Consider the following 25,056-nt stretch of genomic DNA (forward strand, 5'->3'; position numbering starts at 1 on the left):
CATGCAAAGAAACAACAAACACTTTTTTATGCAGAGAATACTGACTTTCTTGTGCTCAGTGTTCGTGATTACAGCAGTTTTTGCAGGAACTCCATTGTGGACCTTTGAACCTCTGACGGCTACCACAATCGCAGTGCCTGCCAATGGTACCGCCATGGTGCAATATCGAGTCACCAATCAATCCAGTAAGCCACATACGTTGGCGATGCAGTCCATTGGCGGCATTACGCAAATCACCACGGGACTCAATGTGTGCGGCAATCCTTTTGTTCTCAGAGGAAAAAATTCCTGCGTACTGTCTTTACAGATAAATGGCAGTCAGTTAAATGGCCCCGTTACGGGTGGTCCCGTGGTTTGCCAGCAAGGAAACCCCAATCAGTGTTATCGGCCAGGTAGCGCCAATATTTTGCGCATCACCCAGGCGCCACCGATAACGGTGGCGGTGATTACCGTCACCGGGTCTCCTTTAACACTCACGGTAAATGGCCCAACGGGGCAGCTCACGATTAACAACACCTCGACGCAAGCGGCTGCTACCAACATCACCTCCGATTTCACAGGAACCGCCTTGGATGGTAATGTCAGCGAGACAGGCAATACCTGCGCCAATGTGCCACCAGGAGGCAGTTGCACACTGACTTACACACCAGGGAATACGGTGGTGCCGCAAACGAATTTCACCATCCAAGGCACCAATACCAATGCGCTGACGGCAGCCATTGCCATTCAATCAGGCAGTACGCTGACCGCCATCAATCCAACCTCAGGAACGGCATCAGGGGGAACCGGTTTTACCTTAACGGGTACCGGGTTAACGGGGGCAACAAGCGTTACTTTTGGCGGAATAGCGGCCACCAGTGTTACTGTCGTCAACTCTACAACGGTGACTGGCGTCACGCCTGCTCATACCGCAGGAGCTGTCGATGTCGTCATTAATACGCCGGCAGGTGGCGCCACACTAGCTAATGGCTATACTTACGTAGCAACCGCAGTCGGACAACCGGCTTTTGGTGGAACGATTGCTTGTCTGAACGGAGGATTGAATAATCTGATTGCAACCACTGCTGAAAACGGCGCAGCCATTCTATGGGGCGGATTTGGTACGGCTGTTGGTGCTGGGGCGCAAAGTAATACCGATGGGGCTACTAACACGGCAACGATTGTTGCCTGTTTGACAGGTCCTGGCGGAGGAGGAGGCTGTCCAATGAATATTAATGTCAACACTTACCCCGCCGGTATTTGCAGCACTTATCAAGTGGACTCCCAAGGGAACACTCCCTGTCAGGCAGGACACACCTGCTATGACGATTGGTTTTTGCCAGCCGGAAATAATTTGACACCCGCAGGTCAACTCAACTGCTTATTTACCAATAGGGCTGCCATTGGCGGTTTTGCCAATGGCAGCTACTGGAGTTCTACCGAGTTTTCCGGCAACCCTACGTTCGACGCCTGGGCCCAGAGCTTCGCAAGTGGCGTCCAGCTCAACGTCGGTAAGAACGGCGCTCTTCGGGTTAGGTGCGTTCGGGCTTTTAACCCTTAAACCCTTTATCCCTTTTCTTTTGAGGCAGCGAAGCTGCCTCATGATTTCTTTAAAGACGTAAGGTATAACGCAACGTCATAGTCAAGCTTTTTAAACAGGAAATCTTCCAATCGTCTTATTATAGGCTTCCTGGGCATCTGATAAAGATAACTTTGAGTAAATTTGAAGTGAATGCATTAAATTAATAGTAACTCCCCAGGTCGTCATCCAGAGGAGCGAAGCGACGAAGGATCTCCAGCAAATGGCACTTATTAAATTAATGTAAAAAATACTTGAAAAATTATGTGGTTATGATCAAATAGCTGCATGAAGAACTACGAACAAATCATATCAACGCTTTTGGCAAAGATTAGGGTTGGTCGAGAAAAAAAGAAACATGCACTGATTAACACACTGAACTCACAGTGGAATGACTTGTTTCCATCATTAATTTAAGACAGTGCCAAATGATGAAGATCCTTCGTCGCTTCGCTCCTCTGGATGACGACCTGGGGAGTTACAATTAATATCTATCGATTATTTTATGAACAGAGCATTTCGCAACACCGACGGGTTATCCACAAAATCTGTGTATAAGATTGTGAATAGGTTGTATAAGTACCTGTAGAGAAAGAGCAAACTGCCAAATACCAGGAATAATCAAATGTTCTTTGATTTCTCTGGCAATTCAATGCCATCTGTTTTAAATTATCTTTCGCTTTTAAACAATAATAAACATGGAATGAGTCACTAAATCATGAAAAAATTAACCCTGCTTTCTTTGATGTCCGCATTATCGTTCAGTTCCGTTATCCATGCCGGTGGTATGGGTGAAGCAAACTCTTGTTGTTCCTCATATTTTTCTCTGGAAGGTGGCTACACATGGAATAACATAGACGGCTATGACTTTGTTATTTTGGACAACAATACCCTTCTTTCCTCACGACTAACCGACGATGAATACACCGGCCGTTTTGCTGCTGGCGTTTTAACCATGTTTGCTGATCAATTCGCAGCTACTGCTGAGGTTGGCTGGGGTTACTACGGAAAAACTACGGTTAATCCCGCTCGATTGAATGTCGCTGCTGCGATTCCCGCCGCATTAACTTCCAGTCATACCTTAAGCGGATTTGATGCGTTATTAGGTGTTGCCTACGTACAACCCTATTACAGCGTTTCGTTTAAAGCAGGTGCATTAATTCAAAACATGCAGAATAATACTACTGCTTTCTATTCTCCTGACATTTCGCTCCCCTTAGTCGATAGCTACAACGAAAAAGCGGTTCAAACAGCGGTATTGCCAGAAATCAAACTTGGTGCAGCTTATAATTTTAATGAAAATTGGTCCCTGACTGGATCTTACCTGTTTGCTTTGGGAGCAAGCCCCAAAACAACCGGAGTATTCAATTTAAACAACTCGACTGGAAGTTTAAATGTAGACAAACGAAATCCAACGATCAACACGCTGTTAGTCGGTGTTCAATATACCCTTTAAACGCAAATCATCAGAATCCAACTCATATTTGAGGTACTCATCACGAGTGGTAGAGTACCTTGTAACAATTCTTAAAGCACAGGATTAGCAAAGTTATTTCTATTTACTTGTTGATAATTCATCATCTAATATAAGTTAAAACATATTTAATCGTTGTTTCAATCAAGAGTATTCATGAAAATAAAGAAGTGTTTTAACCGGTTTCATTTCATTTTACTGGCCTTCGTGTCAACCTGTCTGTGCGCCAAAAATGAAAATACGAACACCGTTGAGACACACCAACCCCCAAAGACAGGCAATTTTGCCCTACCCTCTGCACAGCAAATAAGCCCTCTGGTTTCATTTGGACAAAACATAGTCGATAAAGGAACAAAGCAGGTGTTTATGGAACCTGATTACATACAGGCACCCATGGAGCACTACACTACAGCCACCCCCTCTTTTCTTTATGGACTCAGTGACATTTCATCCCTCTTTATCAGTGTACCTGCTGCAATAAATTATAAAGACGATGGCGCTCATTCCTCTGGTTTGTCTGATGCATTGATTCAACTGGAATATTCTTTTTTTGAAACGTCCAACAGAAGTTATACAACTCAGGCTACTTTTGTAGCCAATGCCACTCTGCCCTCTGGTTCCATAGAGAAATCGCCGCCCACAGGTTCGGGTTCGCCTACCTTTCTTTTGGGTACTACCTACAATATCACTACAGTTAACTGGTACGCTTTTGTATCTCCAGGAGCTATTCTTACGACAAAAAAAAATAATTTCAAACCTGGGGCGCAATACTTGTATCAGTTTGGTCTGGGTAGAACCTTTTTAACTGCCACAAATAAATACATTTTTGCGGGTCTTGTGGAGTTTAATGGAATAATCAACGAGAAATCATCACTATTTAATCAAGCCTTACCGGATACCGGAGGTAAAGTACTTGGAGTCACGCCATCATTATGGTTTTCAAATAAACAACTGATTCTGCAATTTGGTGTTGGATTTCCCTTATATCAACAGTTGAATGGAAATCAACAACCCAACAATTATATCCTTGTAGGTAATGCAGCGTGGCTATTTACCCCTGATTTTTAACCTACTAAATGCAGGTAAAAGATGCGCTTATGATGATGCACCTGAAGAGCCACCTTTTTTTAATAATTTGTATGATTTGCCCGCTTTAATTAAGGCTTGAATGTCACTAAAAGGTAAGGGTTTAGAGCAATAAAAGCCCTGAATTTCATCACAGCCCATACCGAAAAGAATATTAACCTGAGCCAGAGTTTCTACCCCCTCGGCAACTACTTTAATGTTTAAACTATGAGCTAATGTAATAATCGCATTGATAATTTTTATACTTTGCACATTATCAGGTAAGCCATCGATAAACATTTTATCTATTTTTAACGTTTCAGGACAATAATTTCGTAAATAGTCAAATGAACTGTACCCTGTTCCAAAATCATCCAGTGTAATGCGTACATCCTGTTGTTGTAACTCATTAATCACTTTTATTGTGTGCGTGGTATCAGTCATTAATAACGTTTCAGTCACTTCAAATTCAATCCACTTGGGATTTACAGAAAATTCATCCAATAAATTTTTTATTTTTTCAACCAGATTATAAGAAGGACTGAATTGACGGGCTGTTAAATTGATGGCTGTTCGTATTGGTTGATCACTACGCACCAGATTTTTAAATGCCTCACGCAAAACCCAATCACCAACCTCAACAATTAATTCTGATTTTTCACAAACAGGAATAAAATATTCCGGTAACCGCAGGCCATATCGAGGATCATTCCAACGAACTAACGCTTCAACACCCGTTATTTTTCCAGTTTTCAGTGAAACTTGCGGTTGATAATAAAGCTCCAGCTCATTGTTTAATATGGCCTCATGTATACCGCTTTCAATTTCCAATTGCCTTGCCGGAAGAGTAAGCATCTCTGAAGAAGCGAATTTAAACTGGTGACTTCCTTCTTTTGCTGATTCAATGAGTGCCCATATTGCATTGCTCAATAATTGTGTGCTGGTGATACCATGCTCTGGATACTGACTGATGCCAATATTAGTGGTTAAAAAAATCTCCAGATTATGTTCTCTAAAGGGTTTCAGGGTAATGGCAAGGAGTGTTTTAACAAAATGAATAATTGCATTTTTCTCTTTTAGTGTATGAGACAAAAAGCCAAAAACACCAGGCTGGAGAATAGCAATCATATCAACATGCGCTAAAGAAGCATCAAAGTATTTTTTAGCCAGACATTGAAATAACTTATTACCCACATCATAACCCATAGTATTATTGATGAGCTGAATGTTATTAACCTGCAGTTTAATCACCACAAATGATGAAACATTATTTCCAATAAATTCATCAATTTTTTTAATAAACGAATAACGATTATATAAACCCGTCAAAGGGTCATAATTATCAATAAAATTCATTTTATTGATTAACAGAACATTTTGGATGTATTTCGAAAAATTGGCCGTAAACTCAATAAGAATTTTAAAGACATCGATATTAAGATTTAACTCCGTTCGATTATAAAAACTCATCACCCCTATGGTCTGGTTAGATACGACTAAAGGAATTCCAACCACCTCTTTTAAGTGAATATCCTCACCATTTACTGTATAATAGGGATGAGTCAAATTAGCCGAATCTACGCTGTACTGGATTGTATTCTGATTTAAACATTTGATTTGAAAAGCAGGTTCCTCTTCACCGTTCAGATATAAAGTTCTTAATGATTTGGGTTTTAAAGTCAAATCGTCTTTCAGCCAATGAGCAAGGCAAGTTAAGGTATTGTCTTTATCATCCAAAAGCCAAAACTCACCAATATCATAACCAATAGCCTGACATATTGCTTTAAGTATGCTTTGTGAAAAAATGCTAATGTCCTGAGTCTCACTCAAATTTTTATGCAGTTCTGCCAGTAGTTGTTGTTGCATCATCAGGTTGTATTTTGCAGTAACATCAGTAGCAACCCCAAGTATAGCCAATACCTCACCATTAGAATCTTTTAAAGGGAAAATCTGATCCGATATTTGCCGAATCACGCCATCTGCCCTCAAAATTTTAATTTCCACTATAATATTTGATGCACCTTTTTTTATTTGTTCTATTGCATCTAAAATACGCACTCTGTCCTCAGGGAGAATCAGATTTAACCAGCTGCCTGGTTCTTTATACAATAACTCAACTGGCTGTCCATAAATCTTCTCAAAAGCTGGGCTTACATAAATTAGTTCATGCGAATCTACCGGCATTCGCCATAGCACAAGATCGATATTCTCAGTAAATTCAGTAAATAACTTTTCTCTGATTCTCAATTGTTCAAGGAGTTCATCGGAATAGCGTTCAAACCTTCCAATTACCAAAATACCCAATAACACAATAGCGGAAAGAATGATTAAAAAGGCAATAATGGCGACGACCATAGTAAATGTTTTGCCGTAGAAGTGATAACGTAACCCCTGAGTGATTAATACAATAATTACTATGGATGAAATAAAAACCAATGGCAGCAAGATTCTGGCAGAGCGCCCACCGGTATTATCCGCAAGCAATGCAGCACTGACACCAACAGATGGACGTAAACAAAATAAAGCGGCACAAATCAGTAGAAAAGCAATAACAGTATGAATGGCCAGGTTAATGTAGGTAATAATCAAATAATCAGGCTCAACATGAGCGAAGAGATACAACACGCTGAACATGGTAATTGCAAAAATCAGACACATAAAAATCTGAAAAGTCCAATTAGGTACAAATCGACAATCAACAGACAAGAGAGCAAGACTTGCAAAAATAAAATTCAGACAGGTACTAAATGCCATACGTCCGGGAAAATAAAGAGGGTTTACCGGTGTATCAACATAAAAAAATTCATCTATATTAAAGTTAACTGCAAAAAGGTATTCATATAAGGTCAGTGAACTAATCAATAAAACCAGCAGTGCAATCAGTTTGATTGTAAAAAAACGAATTTTACTGGTGCTTTGTAAGGTAGCTAAGAATAAAGACACGCCAACCATTATCAGACAAATGGCTGTATTAAACTTCATGGAGGTCATATTAGGCAGAATAGTCTTTAAAACCTGGATATTTAAAATCCAGCCAAATGCACCTATACACCCAATAAAAACAACGACTAAAGATAAAATCTTCGCAACGACTCTACTGTGTTCTGATGAAAAGATTATTTTATCCATAAATAATCCAACTTATCCTTTAAGGAACCGTTACTACATAATTAAGGCGGGCAAATAAACCAAGTCTTTAAGCATACTTACCTAATTATAGTACAATACTCTGAACAACGAAAATCATGTTAAAAAAATCGTAACTCCCCAGGTCGTCATCCTTCGTCGCTTCGCTCCTCTGGATGACGACCTGGGGAGTTACAAAAAATCCATTATTATGTTTTATTAGACTATTCGCTCATCTTTTAAATTAATTTAGCGGATTTTCAAACCGCTGCAAATAAACAGTTGCCATTTGATATGAGGCATAATCGGTTATATGCCCACTGTCTTTAAATACGGGTAAACCGTTAATATCGGCCTTACAGAGGTTATCAGGGCATAATACTTTTTGTGGGTCTATCACAATCAACTGAGGATATTTCTGTTTTAGCTGAACAAAAAGCCCATCCAACCATTTGGTATCTTCTGGACTCAGTTCAAATTCACATTCCTCTGAGCGGTAGATGGTATGCTGTTTAATGTGCTTTAAAAAGCACTCATGAGGATTTTTTTGAGTAGTGACAATGGATTTTATTAAAACGGGTTTAGCACCTGAATCCACAATCATTTGCAACGCATGCATCAGCGCATTTTTAATCCGTTCTTTGGTTAAAGCATGGGAGCGTTCATCGCCCAGCCTGGTGATGATTTTATCTTGCAGGTAACCAAACCAATTCTCACCAATAATGACATAATCATAATGATTGTTACGGATCATGGAATAATAGCGGAGTGTTTGATCATAACAAGCCTGATAAACTCCTTTTTTAATAAACATATCATACTGATATATTCCAGGCAAAGTGAGGCATGCGATTGTTGCATGAGCAAGAATGGACACGTGAGCATCCCTGGCAAGTGTGTCGATAAATCGCCAATGATGATTTGAATAGGAATCCCCTATTAAAAAGCCGGTTCTTGTTCCTGTTTTTGTGGCACCCAGTACACAATTTTGGTTAATTTCTACATTTTTTCCCTGGATACAATTCGGTCTTTGCGGAGATGAGTGTTCCTTCAATGTAGTGTAAAGCCTGGATATTTCAGCAAATCGCTGCGGAAAACCCTCTTCTTTTTTCATAAAGTAATAACTGACGTGCACTACACCTATAGGAACAATCAATAAGACAACTACACTGTAAGCAAAGTGAATTTTATTCATCATGGAAGCCGGTTTTTCTATAAAACGCCAGGAAAGATACGCCACAATAAAGGCACTACACCAAGCAAAAAAAAGCACACCAAACGTTTCTCTAATACTTAGATAACGTATCAAAACAAAAATAGGCCAGTGCCAAATGTACAAGGAATAGGAAATCAATCCTATAAATACCACAGGCCTTGCAGAGAGAATCTGACTCCAAAAGGGTTTGGGCTCACATTGTCCCGAGGCAATCAAAAGCGCTGTAGCACCACATAAAATCAACGCATAACCGTTAGGAAATCCTGAACTCACGTCTGGTTGCATTGCAATATAAAATAAAGCACCCAAAGCAAATGTACTCAGAATATTGATGAGTTGTTTATTCAATGCCCATCGCAACTTCCCAAAAGCAACGCAGGCGCCAATAAAAAATTCAAATATTCGGCTGGTTAACTGATAATAGGTGTTTATTGGATCATGCACAGAACTATAAAATGCCAGAATACAAAATAATAGGGTTAGAAAATAAATACATCCTGCAATACGCTGTGGCCCGCATAGTTTGTTTAACACTAAAATGACCGCTGGTAAAAGGAGATAACACTGCCACTCAACAGACAAAGACCAGGTATGTAATAGGGGCATCTGGTTACTATCGGGCGAAAAGTAGCCTGAAGTGACCTTACCAAAAAATAAATTAGAGAGAAATACTGATGTTTTACGGGCGCTTCGCCCAAAGAAAATCAAATCCTCCGGTAAATAAAACAGGACTGTCATCAACACACTGACTGCAATCAAACAAATAAAAACAGGTTGGAGACGCCATAGCCTTCGGTTATAAAACGCAATAAAAGAAAAGGTATTGGTACTCATAGAGTTATAGATGATGCTGGTGATCAAATATCCTGAAATCACAAAAAAAACATCAACACCAACAAAACCGGACGGAAAAAGACTCAAGCCACTGTGAAAAAATAAAACAAACAAAACAGCAATTGCCCTTAACCCGTCTATATCAGGACGATAATTCACCAGCAACCTCATGTCGCTCTATTTAATTGTTTTATATCATATTTTTTTTAATTTAGAGAAGAGTTTTATAATCTAATGGATACAAACCAAATAAAAAAGCATAAAACAAATGGCATAATCAATTTGTTTTTCTTTTTGTTAATGCTCTAACCCTGGATAAGGAAATCCCTTACCCGTATATGCGCTCGGATTCAGAATGACGTAGATAAGTTATGCACCTTACGCATCTATCTCTACTCAGGGGGTATTTTTACGAATAAATGAATCTTCGTTAAGAGTAACCATCCTTAAAAACTCGATACATGCAAAAAACAGTCATGCCCGCAAAGGCGGGCAACCATTCCTCAAAACAATCCAATATCCTAATCAAGTCATTTGCATTTAATATACACACAAAATAAAAAAATAACGCTATACTTAGGCTGCGGTACAGGAAAAAAACAACCTAGGAGGATGTTATGAATAGTCAATCTATGTGCTTTGCAAGCGGAGTGCGTACAAGTCTTATGATTGGTTTACTGTTTTTAGCTTTGGGTATTTCTTCTATTGCCAACGCTGCTCAAGGGTGTGGCATGGGGTACCATAGAGCAATCTATAATGGAACATGTGTCTTGAACCATCCTGGCGCATTCTCAACCCCTGCTCCAGCTCATCCTGGATGCTGGAGAAATGCTTGGGGTGCTTTACGTTGCTACAGATAAATCCCCGATAACGTACCTATTACGTTTTTGCTTCTGATAAACAGGATTTCAGAAGCAAAAACGTGTACTTAAACTGCGTTTCGTTAAATCAGGCATTGTCTAAACAGACAAGCTGGTACTTATTTCAGGCCAGCTGACCGGTTGCAAGCAACACTAAATCTACTAATACACGAAGCTTATCCAAAGTGATAGTTCACGCCAACCCGTAATACATTGCCGGTAAAGTCGGCCTTTGATTTTACTGAGGCCTCGGCATAAGCTACAGGAGGGTTAAGTGCTGCATTTTGGGTAAGATTCAAATAACTGTGCAAAGGCCCCAGATTATAATAGATGTATTCTGCCTTGACGCTCCAGGAAGAATTAACCAACCATTCGGCTCCGCCGCCACCAGCCCAGCCACCCAAAACATTATGAACTGAAGCATAACCTGAAACAGGAGTAAATAGGGGTTGTGAATTCGTCACTATATAGCTTGTAGACAATGTTGCTCCGCCATAAGCAAAAGCACCTGCGCCATAAAGTAACAAACCTGGATTTAATAAATAACCTAAACGCCCTTTAATCAGTCCCAGATACTGCAACTTTTTGGTCAAGGAAATATCCGCTGTATGAGTCACACCGGCCAACAAAGGCGTGGTTACTGAACTAACAAAACGGGTAGTACTGCTCGTAGGTGCCAACGCATCCAGATCTGCATCGATACCAATAACCAGATCATCCAATATCAAAGCATTATAACCAATCTGTCCGCCACCGGAAAAAGCATTCAGCGAATTTTTAATACGATGAGTGCCGAGAACAGCGAGTGCATCAGACATGGAACGAGAAAATGGATTAAAAACGGGATTAAACGCTGATGGAATCCCTGTATTTTTGATGACGTTATTTGCAGACCATAAATATCCCGTATTTATGCCTGCATAAAAACCTGACCAGCCAGTACTGCTTTCAACCACATACCCACTTGTTCCGGCAAAGGTATAAGTGCCCGCTAAAGCCAATGTTAAAGAAAGAAAAGTCCTTGTTTTTTTCATTAATAATGTTCCAATCAGATTTAAAAAAATAAAGCAATGAACTACTCAGCTTCTCTATAACGAGACAGTTTATTGCTGATAAAAATGGCGAGTAATACACACGACCATTGAGTCTAGTGGATAAAATAATTTTGATCAATCCGTTGAATGTCTTGAAACGGTGTACCTGTTTATTACTGCGGTGCAAAGCCGTTAAAAAACCAGTAAAGCAAAAGAACTCATCTTTTGTTAGCCGTTTTATTTCTTAATCGAATTCCATTATCCTCTATTTGAATTATGCCCTCTTTGTACAGCTGACCAATCGCACTTTTAAAACTTTTTTTACTGTCACCAAAAGTGCGCATGATTTCTTCTGCAGAACTTTTATCATGTATAGGCAAAAATCCATCCTTTTGCTGCAATTGATCCAGGATGCGTGTCGCCAGATCAAGAATATTGTTATGCCCTAACTTTCTTAAAACAACGTCTACTTTTCCGTCATCTCTCACGGTTTTAATATAACCAGTCATTCTTCTGCCGTAATTCAGAGGCTGGAAAATGTCCGCTTTATGGATCAGCCCCCAATGACTGTTATTGATAATCACTTTATTTCCCAGATCCGTTCTCTCTGCAAGAAGCAGACTCACTTCATCGCCTCGTTGAACATTAAGCGGAGTTTTATCGAGGAAATGATCCAATTTGGAACTGGCGATAATTCGACCTTTGTTATCGAGTTTGACGCAAACAATATAGGACTTGCCCTGCTCCATAGGTTTTTGTTGTTCAGGAACAGGAACCAATAAATCTTTATCCAGCCCCCAATCTAAAAAAGCCCCAACTCGATTCACATCAATAACTTTTAAAAAAGCACAGTGCCCCAATTGAACCCGGGGTCTTTGTGTTGTAGCGATGATCTTGTCATCGGAGTCAAAGTAAACAAACACATCCAGTAAATCACCGATTTTGGCACCTTCTGGTACAAACTTGTTAGGTAATAAAATATCACCCCATTCTTTTCCCTCAAGATAAAGCCCAAATGGCACTTCTTTAACGACTTTTAATTTATTGAACTGTCCAACTTTAATCATATGTGACTCACTTTTATCATTAGCCCCAAGCTTACCACATGCCACCTTATTTGCGGAAAAAAAAACATCAGTTAAGCGTGATACCAACATCATCATAATAAAAAAGAAGTTAACAGGCCAAATTGTTCATTTTTTTGTAAACAAACTCGCCAGTTGACTGGTTAACACATAGAAAATGGGCGTAAAAATAAGGCCAAAAAAAGTAACCCCTATCATTCCGCTAAATACCGCTACGCCAAGAGCCTGACGCATTTCAGCGCCCGCTCCTTGCGCAATGACCAATGGAAATACCCCAAGAATAAAAGCCAGAGAAGTCATTAAAATAGGACGTAATCTGAGCTTGGCTGCCTGAATGGCCGCTTTCCAGCGATTTGCGCCATTACGTTCAAGGGTGCGGGCAAATTCAACGATTAAAATTGCATTTTTAGAGGCCAAGCCTATCAATATGATAAAGCCCATTTGAGTCATTATATTATTGTCCATTCCCCAGATTTTTATTCCCAACATAGCAGAAAACAAACACATAGGAACAATCAAAATCACCGCCAAAGGCATAGTCAGGCTCTCATATTGCGCCGCTAAAACCAAATAGACAAAAACAACACCTAACAAAAAAGCCATAAAGGCAGTATTGCCCGCAGATTTTTGTTGGTATGCGATATCCGTCCACTCATAACTAATCCCTTCAGGTAAATACTCATCAGCTAATTGCTCCATAGTAGCTAAAGCCTCCCCAGTACTGTAACCAGGAGCTACATCTCCCAATAAATCAATTGCAGGATAAAGATTATAACGAGGAATTCTGGCTGCATTGGTTTTATTTTTAATTAAGGCCAAAGAGCCTATAGGAACCATATCGTTTTTATTATTACGCACTTTAATTTGATAGATGTCTTCTATACGTTTACGGTATTCATCTTCTGCCTGAATAATAACCCTGTAGGTTCGCCCCAGATAGTTGAATTCATTGACAAATACCGAACCAAGATACATTTCAAGAGCCTCTACCACCCGTGCAATCGGAACTCCGAGCTGTTCTGCTTTTTCTTTATCAAAATCAAGGTAAACGCTGGGGGTACTGTTTTCAAACAAGGTAAATACAGAAGTAGTTGTTTTGGCCTGATTTGCTTTCTCAGCCAAAGTATTTACTGCAGCAAACAATGCATCGGTTCCTCGACCGCCTCTGTCTTGAACCATCATTTTGAATCCACCGGCATTACCAACACCCCGCACCGGCGGTGGGGGGATGACAACAATAAAGGCATCTTTAATCGATCCCAGTTCTGTTCTTAACTGCGTTAGTATTTGCGTTGCATTCAAACCAAGTGTTCTTCTTTCATCAAAGGGTTTAAGTATGCAAAAAATTGCCGCAGAATTAGACTGGTTCACAAATGTTGCTCCAGAAAATCCGGTAAAGGCTACCGCATTTTTTACTCCCGGAGTTGCCAATATTTTATTAATTGCATCGTTGACCACGGTATCGGTACGACTAAGAGATGCTCCAGGAGGTAATTGAATGGACACAATAAAATAACCCTGATCCTGGCTAGGAATAAAGCCTCTTGGTACAGAGCCAAATAATAAAAGCGTTGCTGAAATCAAAACAGCATATAAAATTAACATCCGACTGGTATGATGAATTAATCGGGCAATGATTCGCCCATAAACTCTGGAGGCAGAGTCAATAAACCGGTTAAACCCATGAAGACACAAACGCACCGGATGATTCCATAAAGCGCTCTTTAAGGGTACTTTAGTATCCTGATGGGGTTTAAGCATTAATGCCGCTAAAGCAGGACTCAAAGTGAGTGAAACAAAAACCGAGATAATGGTTGCAATAGCGATGGTTGCGCCAAATTGCTGATAAAATCTTCCGGAAAGTCCTTGCAAAAACAATGTAGGTAAAAATACAAAAACGAGTACAAGGCCAATAGCGACCAAAGCCGATCCAACTTCTGACATGGTTTTATGCGCAGCTTCCTTCGGGCTCATGCCCGAGCGAATGTTGCGCTCCATATTTTCAATAACCACAATGGCATCATCAACAACAATCCCTATTGCCAAAACCAAACCAAACAACGTTAAGTAATTCAAAGAAAAGCCAATGGCATCCATCACCGCAAAAGTTCCAATAAGCGAAATTGGAATGGCAATAATGGGAATTAGTGCAGCACGCCAGGATTGGAGAAATAGTAAAATGACCAAAACCACAAAAACTATGGCTTCATAAATAGTGTATTCCACCGCTAAAATGGATTCGGCAACATAATCGGTAGGATTGTAGACGATGTCATACACTATGCCCTTAGGAAATGATTTTGCCAACTCCTGCATGGTGGCCTTGATCTGATCAGCCGCTTCAATCGCATTTGTTCCGGGGCGTTGAAAGATAGGTATGGCTATAGCCGGATTTTTCCCCAGATAGCCCTTTGTACTGTATTCCTGGGTTCCTATTTCCACTCGAGCAATATCTTTTAAGCGAACCAATTGTCCATTGGTGCCTGATTTTATGATAATTTGTCCGAATTCTTCTGGTGATACCAATCGTCCTTGGGTTTCTATGATGTATTCAATACCCAATTGCGATTTTTGAGGCGGCTTATTCAAAACGCCACTGGCAATTTGCACGTTTTGTGCCGTCAATGCCTGATTCACTTCATTGGCGGTAATGTCATAGGAATTCATCAGATCGGGATTAAGCCAAATCCGCATAGCGTATTCGCTGGCACCCGACAAGCGAAAATCACTGACCCCGTTAATACGTTTAATTTTATCCCTGATTTGCAATATGGCATAATTACCCAGATACGTTTGATCGTATTTTTTATTCAACGAATACATGTTAATGACCAACAATAAATCAGGAGAGTTTTTTATTGTTTTTACTCCAATACGGCGAACGGCCTCAGGCAACTTTGGTTCGGCTATTGCTATCCTGTTTTGCACCAGAACCTGTGCCATATCCAAATCAGTTCCCATTTTAAAAGTAACGGTCAATCGCATTTGTCCGTCGTTACTTGATTGAGAATCCATATACAACATATTCTCCACACCGTTAATTTCTTGTTCTATGGGTGTAGCTACTGTATCGGCTACTGTTTTTGCATTAGCGCCGGGGTATGATGCGGTAACCTGAATGGTTGGAGGAACTACCTGGGGGTATTGCTCTACAGGCAAATTAAAATAGGCCAAAGAGCCAACAATCAGGATAATAATCGAAAGCACTGCGGCAAATATTGGTCTTTCTATAAAGAAATGGGGCATTTTCATCAATACGTTCTCATTGTTGTATCAGCAGGTTACTCAGACAACTTAATCACTACAGGCTTTACTTTTTGATCAGAAGATCGAATTCGTTGAATGCCACTAATTACAACCAATTCATCTCCCTTAAGGCCTGATTTTATGACGTAATAGCCACTATCCCGTAAAGGGCCTAATTCAACATAAACACGTTGAATTTTGTTTTCTTTATCCACAATGTAGACAAAATTCTTGGTTTGATCGACATTAATCGCCTTATCCGGTAAAAGAATGGCATCATACTCACGGCTGCTTATTAACCGTGCTCTACCAAAAAGACCGGGATAGATAATGTGCTCAGGGTTAGGAATGGTAGCTCGTCCCTGAACCGTTCCAGTGCCTTTATCAACCACATTATCAATAAAATCCATAGTACCTTGATGGACAAATTGAGTTTCATCCTGAAGTTTGAGGCTGATGCTGTTTAAATTGTTGCTTGCTTTGGAAGGAGTCGCAGACTTAATAAGTCTGATGTGCTTAAGCAAATCGTTCTGACTGAATTCAAAATAAAAATAAATGGGATCGAGAGAGACTATCTTGGTTAAAACTGTATCGTTCATTTTAATCAGATTACCCACACTGACAAAATAACGACTGATTCTGCCACTGATTGGTGCGGTAATACGAGTAAATTCCAAATTTAACTTCGCTTCACTTACTCGGGTAGCTGCTACCTGCATTTCTTTATAGCGCTGGTCTATAGCCTCAGCAGAAATAAAACTGGAGGCTTTAAGTTTAAGAGCCCGTTCGTATTGTTTTTTGGCTAAATCTTCCTCAGCAATAGCAACTTCCAGCGCATATTGAAACGGTCGAGGATCGATTTCAAACAAAACCTCTCCCTTTTTAATGATCTGTCCGTCCTTGAAATTTATCGTATTTAAATAACCTGTAACCCGGGAGCGTATATCAACTTCCTCAATTGCCTGAAAACGACCCGTATATTCATCCCATTCAACAATTTTTTTGATCAACGGCTTAGCCACATCAACCTCTAAAGGTGCTGTTGGGGCCTGCGATGCTGGATTATCACAGGACACTGCTAACAGACTCAATATAGCCAGCAATACTGATTTTATTGTGTTCATTCAAATCTCTCTGCGTTGATTATCTTTTTGAATCGTCAACTGCGTAAGTTAAGAGTAGCAGCATTATTGAGAAATTTCGATTTTAACCTATACTGATCAAAATCAACTGATAGGGAAATACACCATGTTAAACATCAAGGTAATCGTTGGCAGTTTGCGAAAAGAGTCTATTAACAGAAAGCTGGTTCTTGCTCTGGATAAACTAAATCATCCTAATCTCAACTTCAAAATGGTCGATGTACACCAAATTCCCTTATACAATCAGGATATTGAATTAAACCCACCTCAATCGGTAATTCAATTAAAAAAAGAAATTGAAGAAGCTGATGGAATTTTAATTGCCACCCCCGAATACAATCGCTCCATACCTGGTGTTTTGAAAAACATCATTGATTGGGGTTCCAGACCCTATGGAAAGAACTCCTGGGCAAGTAAGGCCGTTGCTGTGATTGGAACAAGCCCCGGGGTCATTGGTACTGCTGTAGCACAAGCACACCTACGTGGGATTCTGGTAGGCATAGATATGTTCGTCCTCGGTCATCCTGAGCTCTACATCACGTATAAAGACGATTTAATTGATAATGACTTGAATTTTACCAATGAAAATACAAAAAATTATTTGCAACAGTTTTTGGATACCTTTAGCCATTGGGTAGAATTTCACCGCATAAAATCCTAATACTTGATTCCTGAATAAATTCTGGGCTCAAGAGTACCTCAAGTCCAGAATTTATTATCGTGTCTAATAGGCAGTTAACTTTTAGGCTAAATGTTCCATTTCCTGTTCAAGCCAAGCTAAAAATGCCTCGCGATCTGACTTGGACAAACTGGAAAATTTATTTTTAACCGACTCTATGGGATGTAGTTTTTTTCGAGTAGTTTGTGGTAACGCCTCTTTAATTTTCATTTTCCCTTGAATCACATTATCGTAAGACTCTGGATCTTTTGCTTTTAACTTTAATAACTGGCCATCAAATGATTTGGAACGGGACGGTAAATAAGTTAAGGCATGTTCCTGTGCCACGTCCTGGAGATCGGTATCTTGTTCCAGGAGATCTCGATGCAAAGCACGCACGGGAATTTTTTTTTCTTTGGCAAACATTCTGACGCTGTTCTCTACCTCTTCGAGTACATCAGCCCAGTGTGCTGCATGTTGATTGCTTTTGTTCATTACCGTCTTGATAACCCACAACAAATCATTATTGGCAATACCAAGACCATCAGGTAAAGCCCCCAGTACGTATTCACCAAAATTTTCATAGGTATGTGTTCTTTTTTTCCAAACATCCCGTTCAATAATTTGGGAAATGATTTGCGGTAACTCTTGAAATATCATCCGATACGATTGATTGATGCAATAACATGCTCTGGCATGCAATTGCTCATCGTCTAATAGCGATATATCCTCACTCATCTTGTCAATTTGGTATTCTGCGCTCTGCATTATCACCTCACTTTGTTCGTTATATTGGGCTTATACAATACACCTTTTACCCCTATGATTCATACATTCTGGAAAAAAAACAGGAAATCAGATACTCTGTCAGCGATTTAACACGATTAACAAGGAGAGTTTTTGATGCGCCGTTGTAACAGTCTGATTATCAGCACAATTCTGTTTTTTTTCCTCAATTTGAGTGCACACGCTCAATTGCCTCCCGATTACGCCAACATGTCAGATGTAGAAAAGCAGGAATTATTATGGCATGAAATTACCCTCAGTCATGAGCTCGATCCCTTGCCCTCCCCCAGGGAAAACAGTTTTTTAACAATCCTCGAAACATTGAGCGGCATATTTGATTTAAGCCCTACCTTTGATTACACCAGCGATGAGTTACCTAAAGGCCGGGTAAAAATTATTCATGCCAACGGTTCTGTAGGCAAAATTGCCTTTATTCCAGTGCCAGATCATCCCTTTACAGGGATTTATCAAACTGGCGCAATCGGTATTGCCAGACTGTCTTTGGGAACAACTCCATCTGATGACAGCTACGTTCCTGGCATGGCAGTCAAGTTCTTGATTTCCAATAATCCCTCTTTAAATTTACACGTGATGAACAGGCTTGAAGGACAAAAAGGCAATTGGAATTTTTTTGCTAAAGAGTTTTCCAACCAAATTCCCCATCCAACAAGCTGGACGTTATCTGCGATAGAAAAAATATTTGAATGGACTCGCAATCCAGCGAACAACTTACCCCTTTGGCACCTGGCCGCATGGACAAACGAAGGCAGATACCAGGGTATTCCTGTCTTCCCGGAACGCATCTATTTCAGGCCAACTCGTCAAGTGCAAAACATCATACCGGAAAATTCCCGGGAGGATTTCAGAGTTTCCCTGGAAAAAGTACCTTTTGGCCCAATGTACGATGTTTATGGTGATTATCAGGGTAAGCATTACCTAATAGGCACATTAATGCTCGAAAGTTCTTTATTAGCTTCTGATTACGGGGATAAAAAGTTATTTTTCCAACATCAACGCTAATAAAACACTATTGCTTTTCAAAAACGAACTGCTGCTAAAACAGAGTGGTATTTGAAAGCCAGGCACAAAAGTATGCTTTTTGTGCCTGGCTCTCACACGCTAGACACAGCGAATAATCAGGTACAGCCAATTCAAATTTAAATGATCCTTTTTATAACTTTCCACTCGTTAATCTTGGCGATAAGTACCTTTCTTTTTCCATCCTGGGGTCATAGTCAATAGCATCGCAAATCAATTGCTCAAATTGTTTGGACATCTCTGCAAACAAATGGTCTTGGAATTTAGTACAACCGCCAAGAAACATTTTTATACCAACGACCTTACGCAAGGGAATTTCAATTTTGTCGCCTCTGGGTGATTGCAACAAACAAGTATCCACACGGTTTTGGTGCGCTTCAAAGGATTGAGACAATTCAATTGATTTTTCATAATAATAGGTGCTGGTCTCAAGAGCTTGTTCCAAATCACCCAATCCGAGTTCGTTGGCAATTTCAATCAGATCAAGTGCTGACTCACACAGCTCCAAATCCAGCTGTTTAGCACAGGTGGAGTGATAAAGCATGCAACACGCTAATAGATACATACTCTTCATCTTTACGGTTGTAATTAACGAATTATCCTGACTGGATTCGATTTTAATTAAAAGCTCATGAAGCTGTTCTATTGATTTTTTCACCACATCTACAGATCGGCTCATCATTAATTGTTTTTTAATCTTACTGTAAGCCTCAGATAATTCAGCTGGCGTCGCTTTTTGACTATCAATAAACAAAGCATGCCTTGATTTTAACTCACTGAGTCGTGGAGTAGAGGAAGCGGCTGGTGATTGAGTCTGTAACGCACGGAAGTCTAAAACGGGGATAGATTTTTTCATTTATTTTCCTAAAGCAATAAAAAGAACCTGTAATAAACATCATTCTAACTAAAACAAACACATTATGATATAATATAATTCATTTTTTTGAGTAAGCTTTAGACATGGGAGTATCTGGTTCTTTTATTTCCTGGTTAGAGAACCTTCATGTACATAATTTCCTCTAGCAAAGCGCCCCCTTGATAAAACTCATCAATTTTAGTCGTTCGAGTATTCATAAACCCTAAAGATTCATAAAATTTTCGTGCTTGTTGATTATCAGATAATACCCAGAGGTGTACACTTTTGAAGTGACAACGGGATAATTCAGATAGTGCAGCCCGACACAATTGGGTACCCAAACCCAAGCGCCAATAATCAGGGTGCAAATAAATAGCGCTAATTTCTCCTTTTTCACCCTCATCAGGCGCATCCCTTAAAGCACAAATACTCACAAAGCCAACAACTTTATTGTGCATTTCGATAACCAATACCCTCACGTTTTGTCTGATAAGATCGGTCCATAGCAGAGTACGCTCTTCAACAGATAACTCCTGCAATATGGACTCTGGAATAAATTCTTTATACATTTCTTGCCAGGACTTAACATGAATTTCCGCAATTGTTGGCGCATCGTCTACTTTAGCCATCCTGACTAAAGCAGCTGTGTTTTTTTTATTCATGAGCATTTGTTTAAAAAAATCAGAGTGCTTCAATTTACCATTAATCAAGATTTTATATACACGCTTTTGCAATAAAATAATGTATTTTGCCTGGAAATGATGATTTTTTTTTCATTTTGCACTATTTCAAGCGCATTTGCGCCGTACGCCTAAAACGTAAACATTATTCAGGTAAAGGAATAAATTCATCATCGTCACCAGGAATAGTGCCAAATACCCCCTCTTTCCAATCTTGCTTGGCTTGCTCAATTCGCTCTTTTGAACTGGAGGCAAAATTCCACCAAAGGTAGCGAGGCTTATCTAAAGGTGCTCCCCCAAGCAAGACAAACATAGAATGGGTCATCGCTGTAATTTTAACTTCACTACCAGGTCTTAAAATAAGCATCCTGTTACTCTTAAAACGTACATTATCTATGCTGACTTCGCCACTTAAGATATAAATTGCTTGCTCTTCAGCAATGGATGGAATACTCACCTGAGATGCCGCAGGAAGTCCCCATTCTATAAATAACCCATCTGTGTGCATATTCACCGGAGATTTTAGTCCCATCCATTCGCCAGCAACCACTCTAAAAGTGATGCCGTGGCGGTCATTATGAACAGGAATAACTTTCTGGGCATAATGCTTAAAATCAGGTTCCATTTCTTCTTGATGTAGAGGAAGAGCAAGCCAGCACTGTATTCCCCAAAGATCGTGAGATTGGGCTCTTTCTTTTTGTGGTGTTCGTTCAGAATGAGCAATACCTCGCCCTGCTGTCATTACATTAACTTCACCCGGCACAATCACCTGAAAAGTACCTAAGGTATCCCGGTGTTCCAGAGTACCTGATAATAAATAAGTCATGGTGGATAAACCAATATGAGGATGTGGGCGTACATCGATACCTGTACCGGTTAAAAATTCTCCCGGACCCATCTGATCCCAAAAAATAAAAGGACCAACCGTTCTCTTTTGTTTGGTAGGTAATACTCGCGAAGCATCAAATCCCCCCAAATCAACAGTACGAGGAATAATTTCAAGTTCTATCTGCTGCGGGTATTTTTTTTCGTCAGTTTTGCAGTCGGTCATTACGCGCACTCTCCTAAATAGGATATTGAGCCTATATTTATAAAAAGCTGCCGTCAGGATAATCGTATCGTTTTACAGGTTCCCAGCGCGCTAGTGTCAATCCATCCCATGTTGGCTTATATCCTGCCTAATTTTAAGTTTATGAACAACTCCAGACTTTTACCAGTATTAAAAAATATCACTCACCGAGAGACACAAAAATATTTTAATTAATCCTTTTCCCCATGTACTATGTGCAATAATCAAAGAACAACACATTTCAAAATCTGTTTAAACGCTGTATTAAGGACTAATATGGATTGGAATCCCGAACACTACACCAAGGGAAACTATTTTCAAAATGAAACCAGTGAAGCATTTCGCAAGAGCTTGCCGGTTCAGCCATTTGGAGCCATTTTGGATGTAGGCTGTGGCGATGGTCAATACAGTCGATTTCTTGCCGATCAGCTGCGCTATGGACATATTACCGGAATAGACAGTTCAGCCGAAATGATAAGGCATGCTAATCGTCATTGGGCCAATACAAAACTTTCTTTTGAAGTGCACAATATAGAGCACTATCAACCCAAAGATCAGTTTGATTTCATCCTGTCTTTTTGGTGCTTGCATTGGACGAACATTAACCTATCCTTGCCAAATATGTTTCATGGCTTAACTGAGGGAGGAAGGCTGTATGCCCTTTTTTCTTCTTTTTCCAGCAACAGCATTTATAAAAGCTGTTATGAATTGGCAAAGCAACATCGCTATCCATTTTTAACCGAACGATACTTAAATTCCAGTAACGAATATCAATTTTATTTTTACCGGGTACTTAATATCTTGTTGCAACTTCCTTTTAAACAATTAAAACTGGATTTAAAAACCACTTATGTCTTCTTTCCTGACATGAGTTATTTTAAAAATTTAATTCTCACCATGCCTTTCATTAAAACATTCCCCCAAGATGAGGTGGACTCTATTGTCGATGATCTGTTGGATGTTTTTCAGGGATACTGTGATCGACATTACGGCGGCAAATTATATTATGAAACTCGCCCTATTTACTTAGAAGCAGTCAAATAAGCGGAGAATACGATGGCTTTTAACATGATGATGCATCCTGAGTTAAATATACCCGTAATTGTTGCCACGGTTTCGGGAGGGGAACAAGACCCTGACTTTCTGGTTCAGCTGATTTTGCAGCATCGTCCGAAATGTTTAAAACTGCTGGTCGAATTCGGGGCTATTTTATTCAGGGGATTTGGGTGTCATGATGTTGGGCATTTTTCAAAAGTTGTAACAGCATGCAACCTGGGGATACGCTGCACTACTAAAGATTATGAAATATCCCGCACCTTAATGGCTGATGAAATATATACATCAAGTGATCTGCCCGCTTCCGTGTTTTTGCCACTTCATCATGAAAAACCCAGAACCAAAAACCCACCAAACCACATCTATTTTTGTTGCAATACTCCTGCACAAAAAGGAGGAGCTACTCTTTTTGGAAATGCAGCAATCATTTGGGATAATATACCGGAATCCATCCGAAAGAACATTTTGTGCCACGGTATAGTGTACAGACAATTTTTTCATGGTTCGTCCATCAAACACTATTTCATAAAAAAAGCTCTAAACGCCAGCAGCGCACGTACCTGGATGGATTATTTTGGCACAGTAGAAAAATCAAAGGTTGAAGAGCGTCTAAACAATGAAGGGCTGCAGTGGGAATGGGTAAATAAAAATAATGATTTAATTGTCCTGAATTACTTACCTGGCGTTGTGCCGCATCCAGTGACAGGTCAAAATCTGTGGTTTAATTCTGCCGGTTATTTAAATTTTTATTCCAATTTGCTGTACGGTGAATTAAACAGCTTATCTTCATCCCAATATTGGATGAATCGGTATCTAATCGCTAAGGACATGTTGCCCATAGTCTGTCATTACGGCAATAACATCGCTTTTTCTTCTGCAGAAATCAGCCAAATCAATCACGTCATTCAGCAACATACCTACCCAATTAACTGGCATAAAGGCGACTTTATGGTAGTTGATAATTTTACCTTCATGCATGGAAAAGAACCCCACTTTGGCGACCGACTTTTATATGGATGCATGACTCAGTATCAGTCAAACCCTTTTTATTTCTGAGCGAGGATTAACGATGTATATATGTACTCAGGCTTTATCTGGGTATTGGGTATGACAACCGTAAAACCTATCTCCTTGAGGATGGCTCGATAACAAGCCGCCGTTTTCATCACATGAGGGGCAAAATCATCATGAAAAATATATCGGTATTCCGATGCAAGACATCGGTCATTATTTTCTTCTTTATAAAACTCGCAAATACCTACCAAGCCATTTTTAGGTAAACATTGATAAGCCATGCGCAATAACTTTCTATCAACCTGCTCGTTCCAGTCAAACAATACACGAGTAAACAACACCAGATCAAAACCTAAAGGAAAAGCGTCTTCCTTGATAAAATCACCGGTGTACACGTTGACCCGTGCACTTAAACCCTGCGCCTCAATAGTGCGTCTGGCAATTTCAGCAGCCTTGGGAAGATTATATACTGTAACCTTAATGTGAGGATGAGCACGGGCAAATTCACAAGCCATAGTTCCGTCTCCGCCGCCAACATCCAGCACAGCGTTTACTTTACTAAAATCGATTTGTTCCAAAATATTTTGTATGGGTTGCTGAGCTGTTTTTGCCATCCAGTGCTCAAGCCATTGTGTTTCTGCGTCCGTTTTTGGTGGCCATGAAACGGGCACTTTAACCTGACCAAAACGCAGCACATCAGTTAAATTTTCTTCTGCCCCCACCCTCCATGTACCAAAAAAGAACTGTGTGGCCCACCACCTGTCACTGTGCATCATCTCGATAAATCCTGCGGGTAGTCTGTAAGCCGTCTGATAATCTCGGGTTGTTGTTTTAATTAAAAATTGCTCGGAGCTTAACAGATGCAACCACTTTTTTGCCCTGATGGGCATTAAGTGCAATCGTTCAATGATTTCCTGCTCGGAAACACAGTCCTGTTGCTCAAAAAGGGAAAATATATTGAGATTAAACATGGCCTCAACCAGCTTTAAGCGAGCGCCACTGGCTATTAATGTGAAATAATTTTCATAAAAAGCGGCATTAGGCTGCGAAGATGGAGGTGAAGAAACCGGTTGCTCAAACAAAAAATCCTGTTTTTTTTCTTTTGTAAACCAAGTTTTAAGCCATGAAATGAGCATAGGTTCATTCATCAATAGTGTGGTAATTCAGGATATAAAAAAATACCCTGCTTCGCAATTGTTCTATAGAAAAGGCTCTTTGTTCGCCTCCCCTTTTTTCATGCATCTATTTCTTGATGGTTT

19 protein-coding genes are annotated in these 25,056 nt (G+C 39.9%); 8 read left to right on the forward strand and 11 right to left on the reverse strand.

All coding sequences use genetic code 11. The features are described 5' to 3' along the window. Position 1: 1 nt before the first annotated feature. The 3 genes from Lwor_RS09860 (at position 2) to Lwor_RS09870 (ending at position 4,100) form a co-directional block, all read left to right on the forward strand. Positions 2-1,540 carry an IPT/TIG domain-containing protein gene (locus Lwor_RS09860; protein ID WP_238584653.1) on the forward strand — a complete coding sequence of 513 codons (1,539 nt, stop codon included), beginning with the start codon at positions 2-4 and terminating at the stop codon, positions 1,538-1,540. 736 nt (positions 1,541-2,276) lie between these two features. Then, positions 2,277-3,014 carry an outer membrane beta-barrel protein gene (locus Lwor_RS09865; protein WP_058493721.1) on the forward strand — a complete coding sequence of 246 codons (738 nt, stop codon included), beginning with the start codon at positions 2,277-2,279 and terminating at the stop codon, positions 3,012-3,014. Between the two features lie 174 nt (positions 3,015-3,188). Then, on the forward strand, positions 3,189-4,100 hold the full coding sequence (locus Lwor_RS09870; RefSeq protein ID WP_058493722.1) for a hypothetical protein: 912 nt from the start codon (positions 3,189-3,191) through the stop codon (positions 4,098-4,100). A 27-nt stretch (positions 4,101-4,127) separates the two neighbouring features. On the opposite strand, the gene Lwor_RS09875 is transcribed toward Lwor_RS09870, so the two are convergent. Continuing rightward, positions 4,128-7,226: a bifunctional diguanylate cyclase/phosphodiesterase gene (locus Lwor_RS09875; protein WP_058493723.1), complete on the reverse strand. Its 3,099-nt coding sequence runs from the start codon at positions 7,224-7,226 to the stop codon at positions 4,128-4,130. A 241-nt stretch (positions 7,227-7,467) separates the two neighbouring features. Beyond that, positions 7,468-9,432, reverse strand: coding sequence for an acyltransferase family protein (locus Lwor_RS09880; RefSeq protein ID WP_058493981.1), 1,965 nt, complete (start codon positions 9,430-9,432; stop codon positions 7,468-7,470). 458 nt (positions 9,433-9,890) lie between these two features. On the opposite strand from Lwor_RS09880, the gene Lwor_RS09885 reads away from it, so the two are divergent. Next, complete coding sequence (locus Lwor_RS09885; RefSeq protein WP_058493724.1) at positions 9,891-10,133, forward strand: GCG_CRPN prefix-to-repeats domain-containing protein; 243 nt, start codon at positions 9,891-9,893, stop codon at positions 10,131-10,133. A gap of 176 nt (positions 10,134-10,309) precedes the next feature. On the opposite strand, the gene Lwor_RS09890 is transcribed toward Lwor_RS09885, so the two are convergent. From Lwor_RS09890 to Lwor_RS09905, 4 genes are all read right to left on the reverse strand, one after another. After that, positions 10,310-11,167, reverse strand: a complete 858-nt coding sequence (locus tag Lwor_RS09890; protein WP_058493725.1) for an outer membrane protein — start codon at positions 11,165-11,167, stop codon at positions 10,310-10,312. A 218-nt stretch (positions 11,168-11,385) separates the two neighbouring features. Next, positions 11,386-12,234 (reverse strand): CvfB family protein, encoded by an 849-nt coding sequence (locus Lwor_RS09895; protein ID WP_058493982.1) that lies wholly within the window; start codon positions 12,232-12,234, stop codon positions 11,386-11,388. A 126-nt stretch (positions 12,235-12,360) separates the two neighbouring features. Next, positions 12,361-15,504, reverse strand: a complete 3,144-nt coding sequence (locus Lwor_RS09900; RefSeq protein WP_058493726.1) for an efflux RND transporter permease subunit — start codon at positions 15,502-15,504, stop codon at positions 12,361-12,363. A 29-nt stretch (positions 15,505-15,533) separates the two neighbouring features. After that, a complete protein-coding gene (locus Lwor_RS09905) occupies positions 15,534-16,622 on the reverse strand; it encodes an efflux RND transporter periplasmic adaptor subunit (protein WP_065235852.1) in 1,089 nt (362 codons plus the stop codon). Positions 16,623-16,746: 124 nt separating this feature from the next. On the opposite strand from Lwor_RS09905, the gene Lwor_RS09910 reads away from it, so the two are divergent. After that, a complete protein-coding gene (locus Lwor_RS09910; protein WP_058493727.1) occupies positions 16,747-17,301 on the forward strand; it encodes an NADPH-dependent FMN reductase in 555 nt (184 codons plus the stop codon). A gap of 81 nt (positions 17,302-17,382) precedes the next feature. Here the strand turns inward: Lwor_RS09910 and Lwor_RS09915 are convergent, their stop codons facing one another. Next, positions 17,383-18,066 (reverse strand): hypothetical protein, encoded by a 684-nt coding sequence (locus tag Lwor_RS09915; RefSeq protein WP_058493728.1) that lies wholly within the window; start codon positions 18,064-18,066, stop codon positions 17,383-17,385. A gap of 135 nt (positions 18,067-18,201) precedes the next feature. Between Lwor_RS09915 and Lwor_RS09920 the strand changes: the two genes are divergently transcribed. Next, positions 18,202-19,104 (forward strand): hypothetical protein, encoded by a 903-nt coding sequence (locus tag Lwor_RS09920; RefSeq protein ID WP_058493729.1) that lies wholly within the window; start codon positions 18,202-18,204, stop codon positions 19,102-19,104. A 151-nt stretch (positions 19,105-19,255) separates the two neighbouring features. On the opposite strand, the gene Lwor_RS09925 is transcribed toward Lwor_RS09920, so the two are convergent. The 3 genes from Lwor_RS09925 to Lwor_RS09935 all read right to left on the reverse strand — a co-directional run bounded on the left by Lwor_RS09925 (position 19,256) and on the right by Lwor_RS09935 (position 21,709). Then, a complete protein-coding gene (locus tag Lwor_RS09925) occupies positions 19,256-19,978 on the reverse strand; it encodes a hypothetical protein (RefSeq protein ID WP_058493730.1) in 723 nt (240 codons plus the stop codon). Positions 19,979-20,112: 134 nt separating this feature from the next. Next, a complete protein-coding gene (locus Lwor_RS09930; RefSeq protein WP_058493984.1) occupies positions 20,113-20,640 on the reverse strand; it encodes a GNAT family N-acetyltransferase in 528 nt (175 codons plus the stop codon). A 163-nt stretch (positions 20,641-20,803) separates the two neighbouring features. Beyond that, positions 20,804-21,709 carry a pirin family protein gene (locus tag Lwor_RS09935; protein WP_058493731.1) on the reverse strand — a complete coding sequence of 302 codons (906 nt, stop codon included), beginning with the start codon at positions 21,707-21,709 and terminating at the stop codon, positions 20,804-20,806. A 294-nt stretch (positions 21,710-22,003) separates the two neighbouring features. On the opposite strand from Lwor_RS09935, the gene Lwor_RS09940 reads away from it, so the two are divergent. Continuing rightward, positions 22,004-22,771, forward strand: coding sequence for a class I SAM-dependent methyltransferase (locus tag Lwor_RS09940; RefSeq protein ID WP_058493732.1), 768 nt, complete (start codon positions 22,004-22,006; stop codon positions 22,769-22,771). Between the two features lie 12 nt (positions 22,772-22,783). Beyond that, positions 22,784-23,839 (forward strand): TauD/TfdA family dioxygenase, encoded by a 1,056-nt coding sequence (locus tag Lwor_RS09945; RefSeq protein ID WP_058493733.1) that lies wholly within the window; start codon positions 22,784-22,786, stop codon positions 23,837-23,839. Here Lwor_RS09945 and Lwor_RS09950 read toward each other — a convergent pair. Then, positions 23,830-24,933 (reverse strand): methyltransferase, encoded by a 1,104-nt coding sequence (locus tag Lwor_RS09950; protein ID WP_415582843.1) that lies wholly within the window; start codon positions 24,931-24,933, stop codon positions 23,830-23,832. The two genes, Lwor_RS09945 and Lwor_RS09950, sit on opposite strands and share 10 nt — an antisense overlap. Positions 24,934-25,056 lie beyond the last annotated feature (123 nt).

This window comes from Legionella worsleiensis (genome assembly GCF_001467535.1).
GTDB classification, from domain to species: Bacteria; Pseudomonadota; Gammaproteobacteria; order Legionellales; family Legionellaceae; genus Legionella; species Legionella worsleiensis.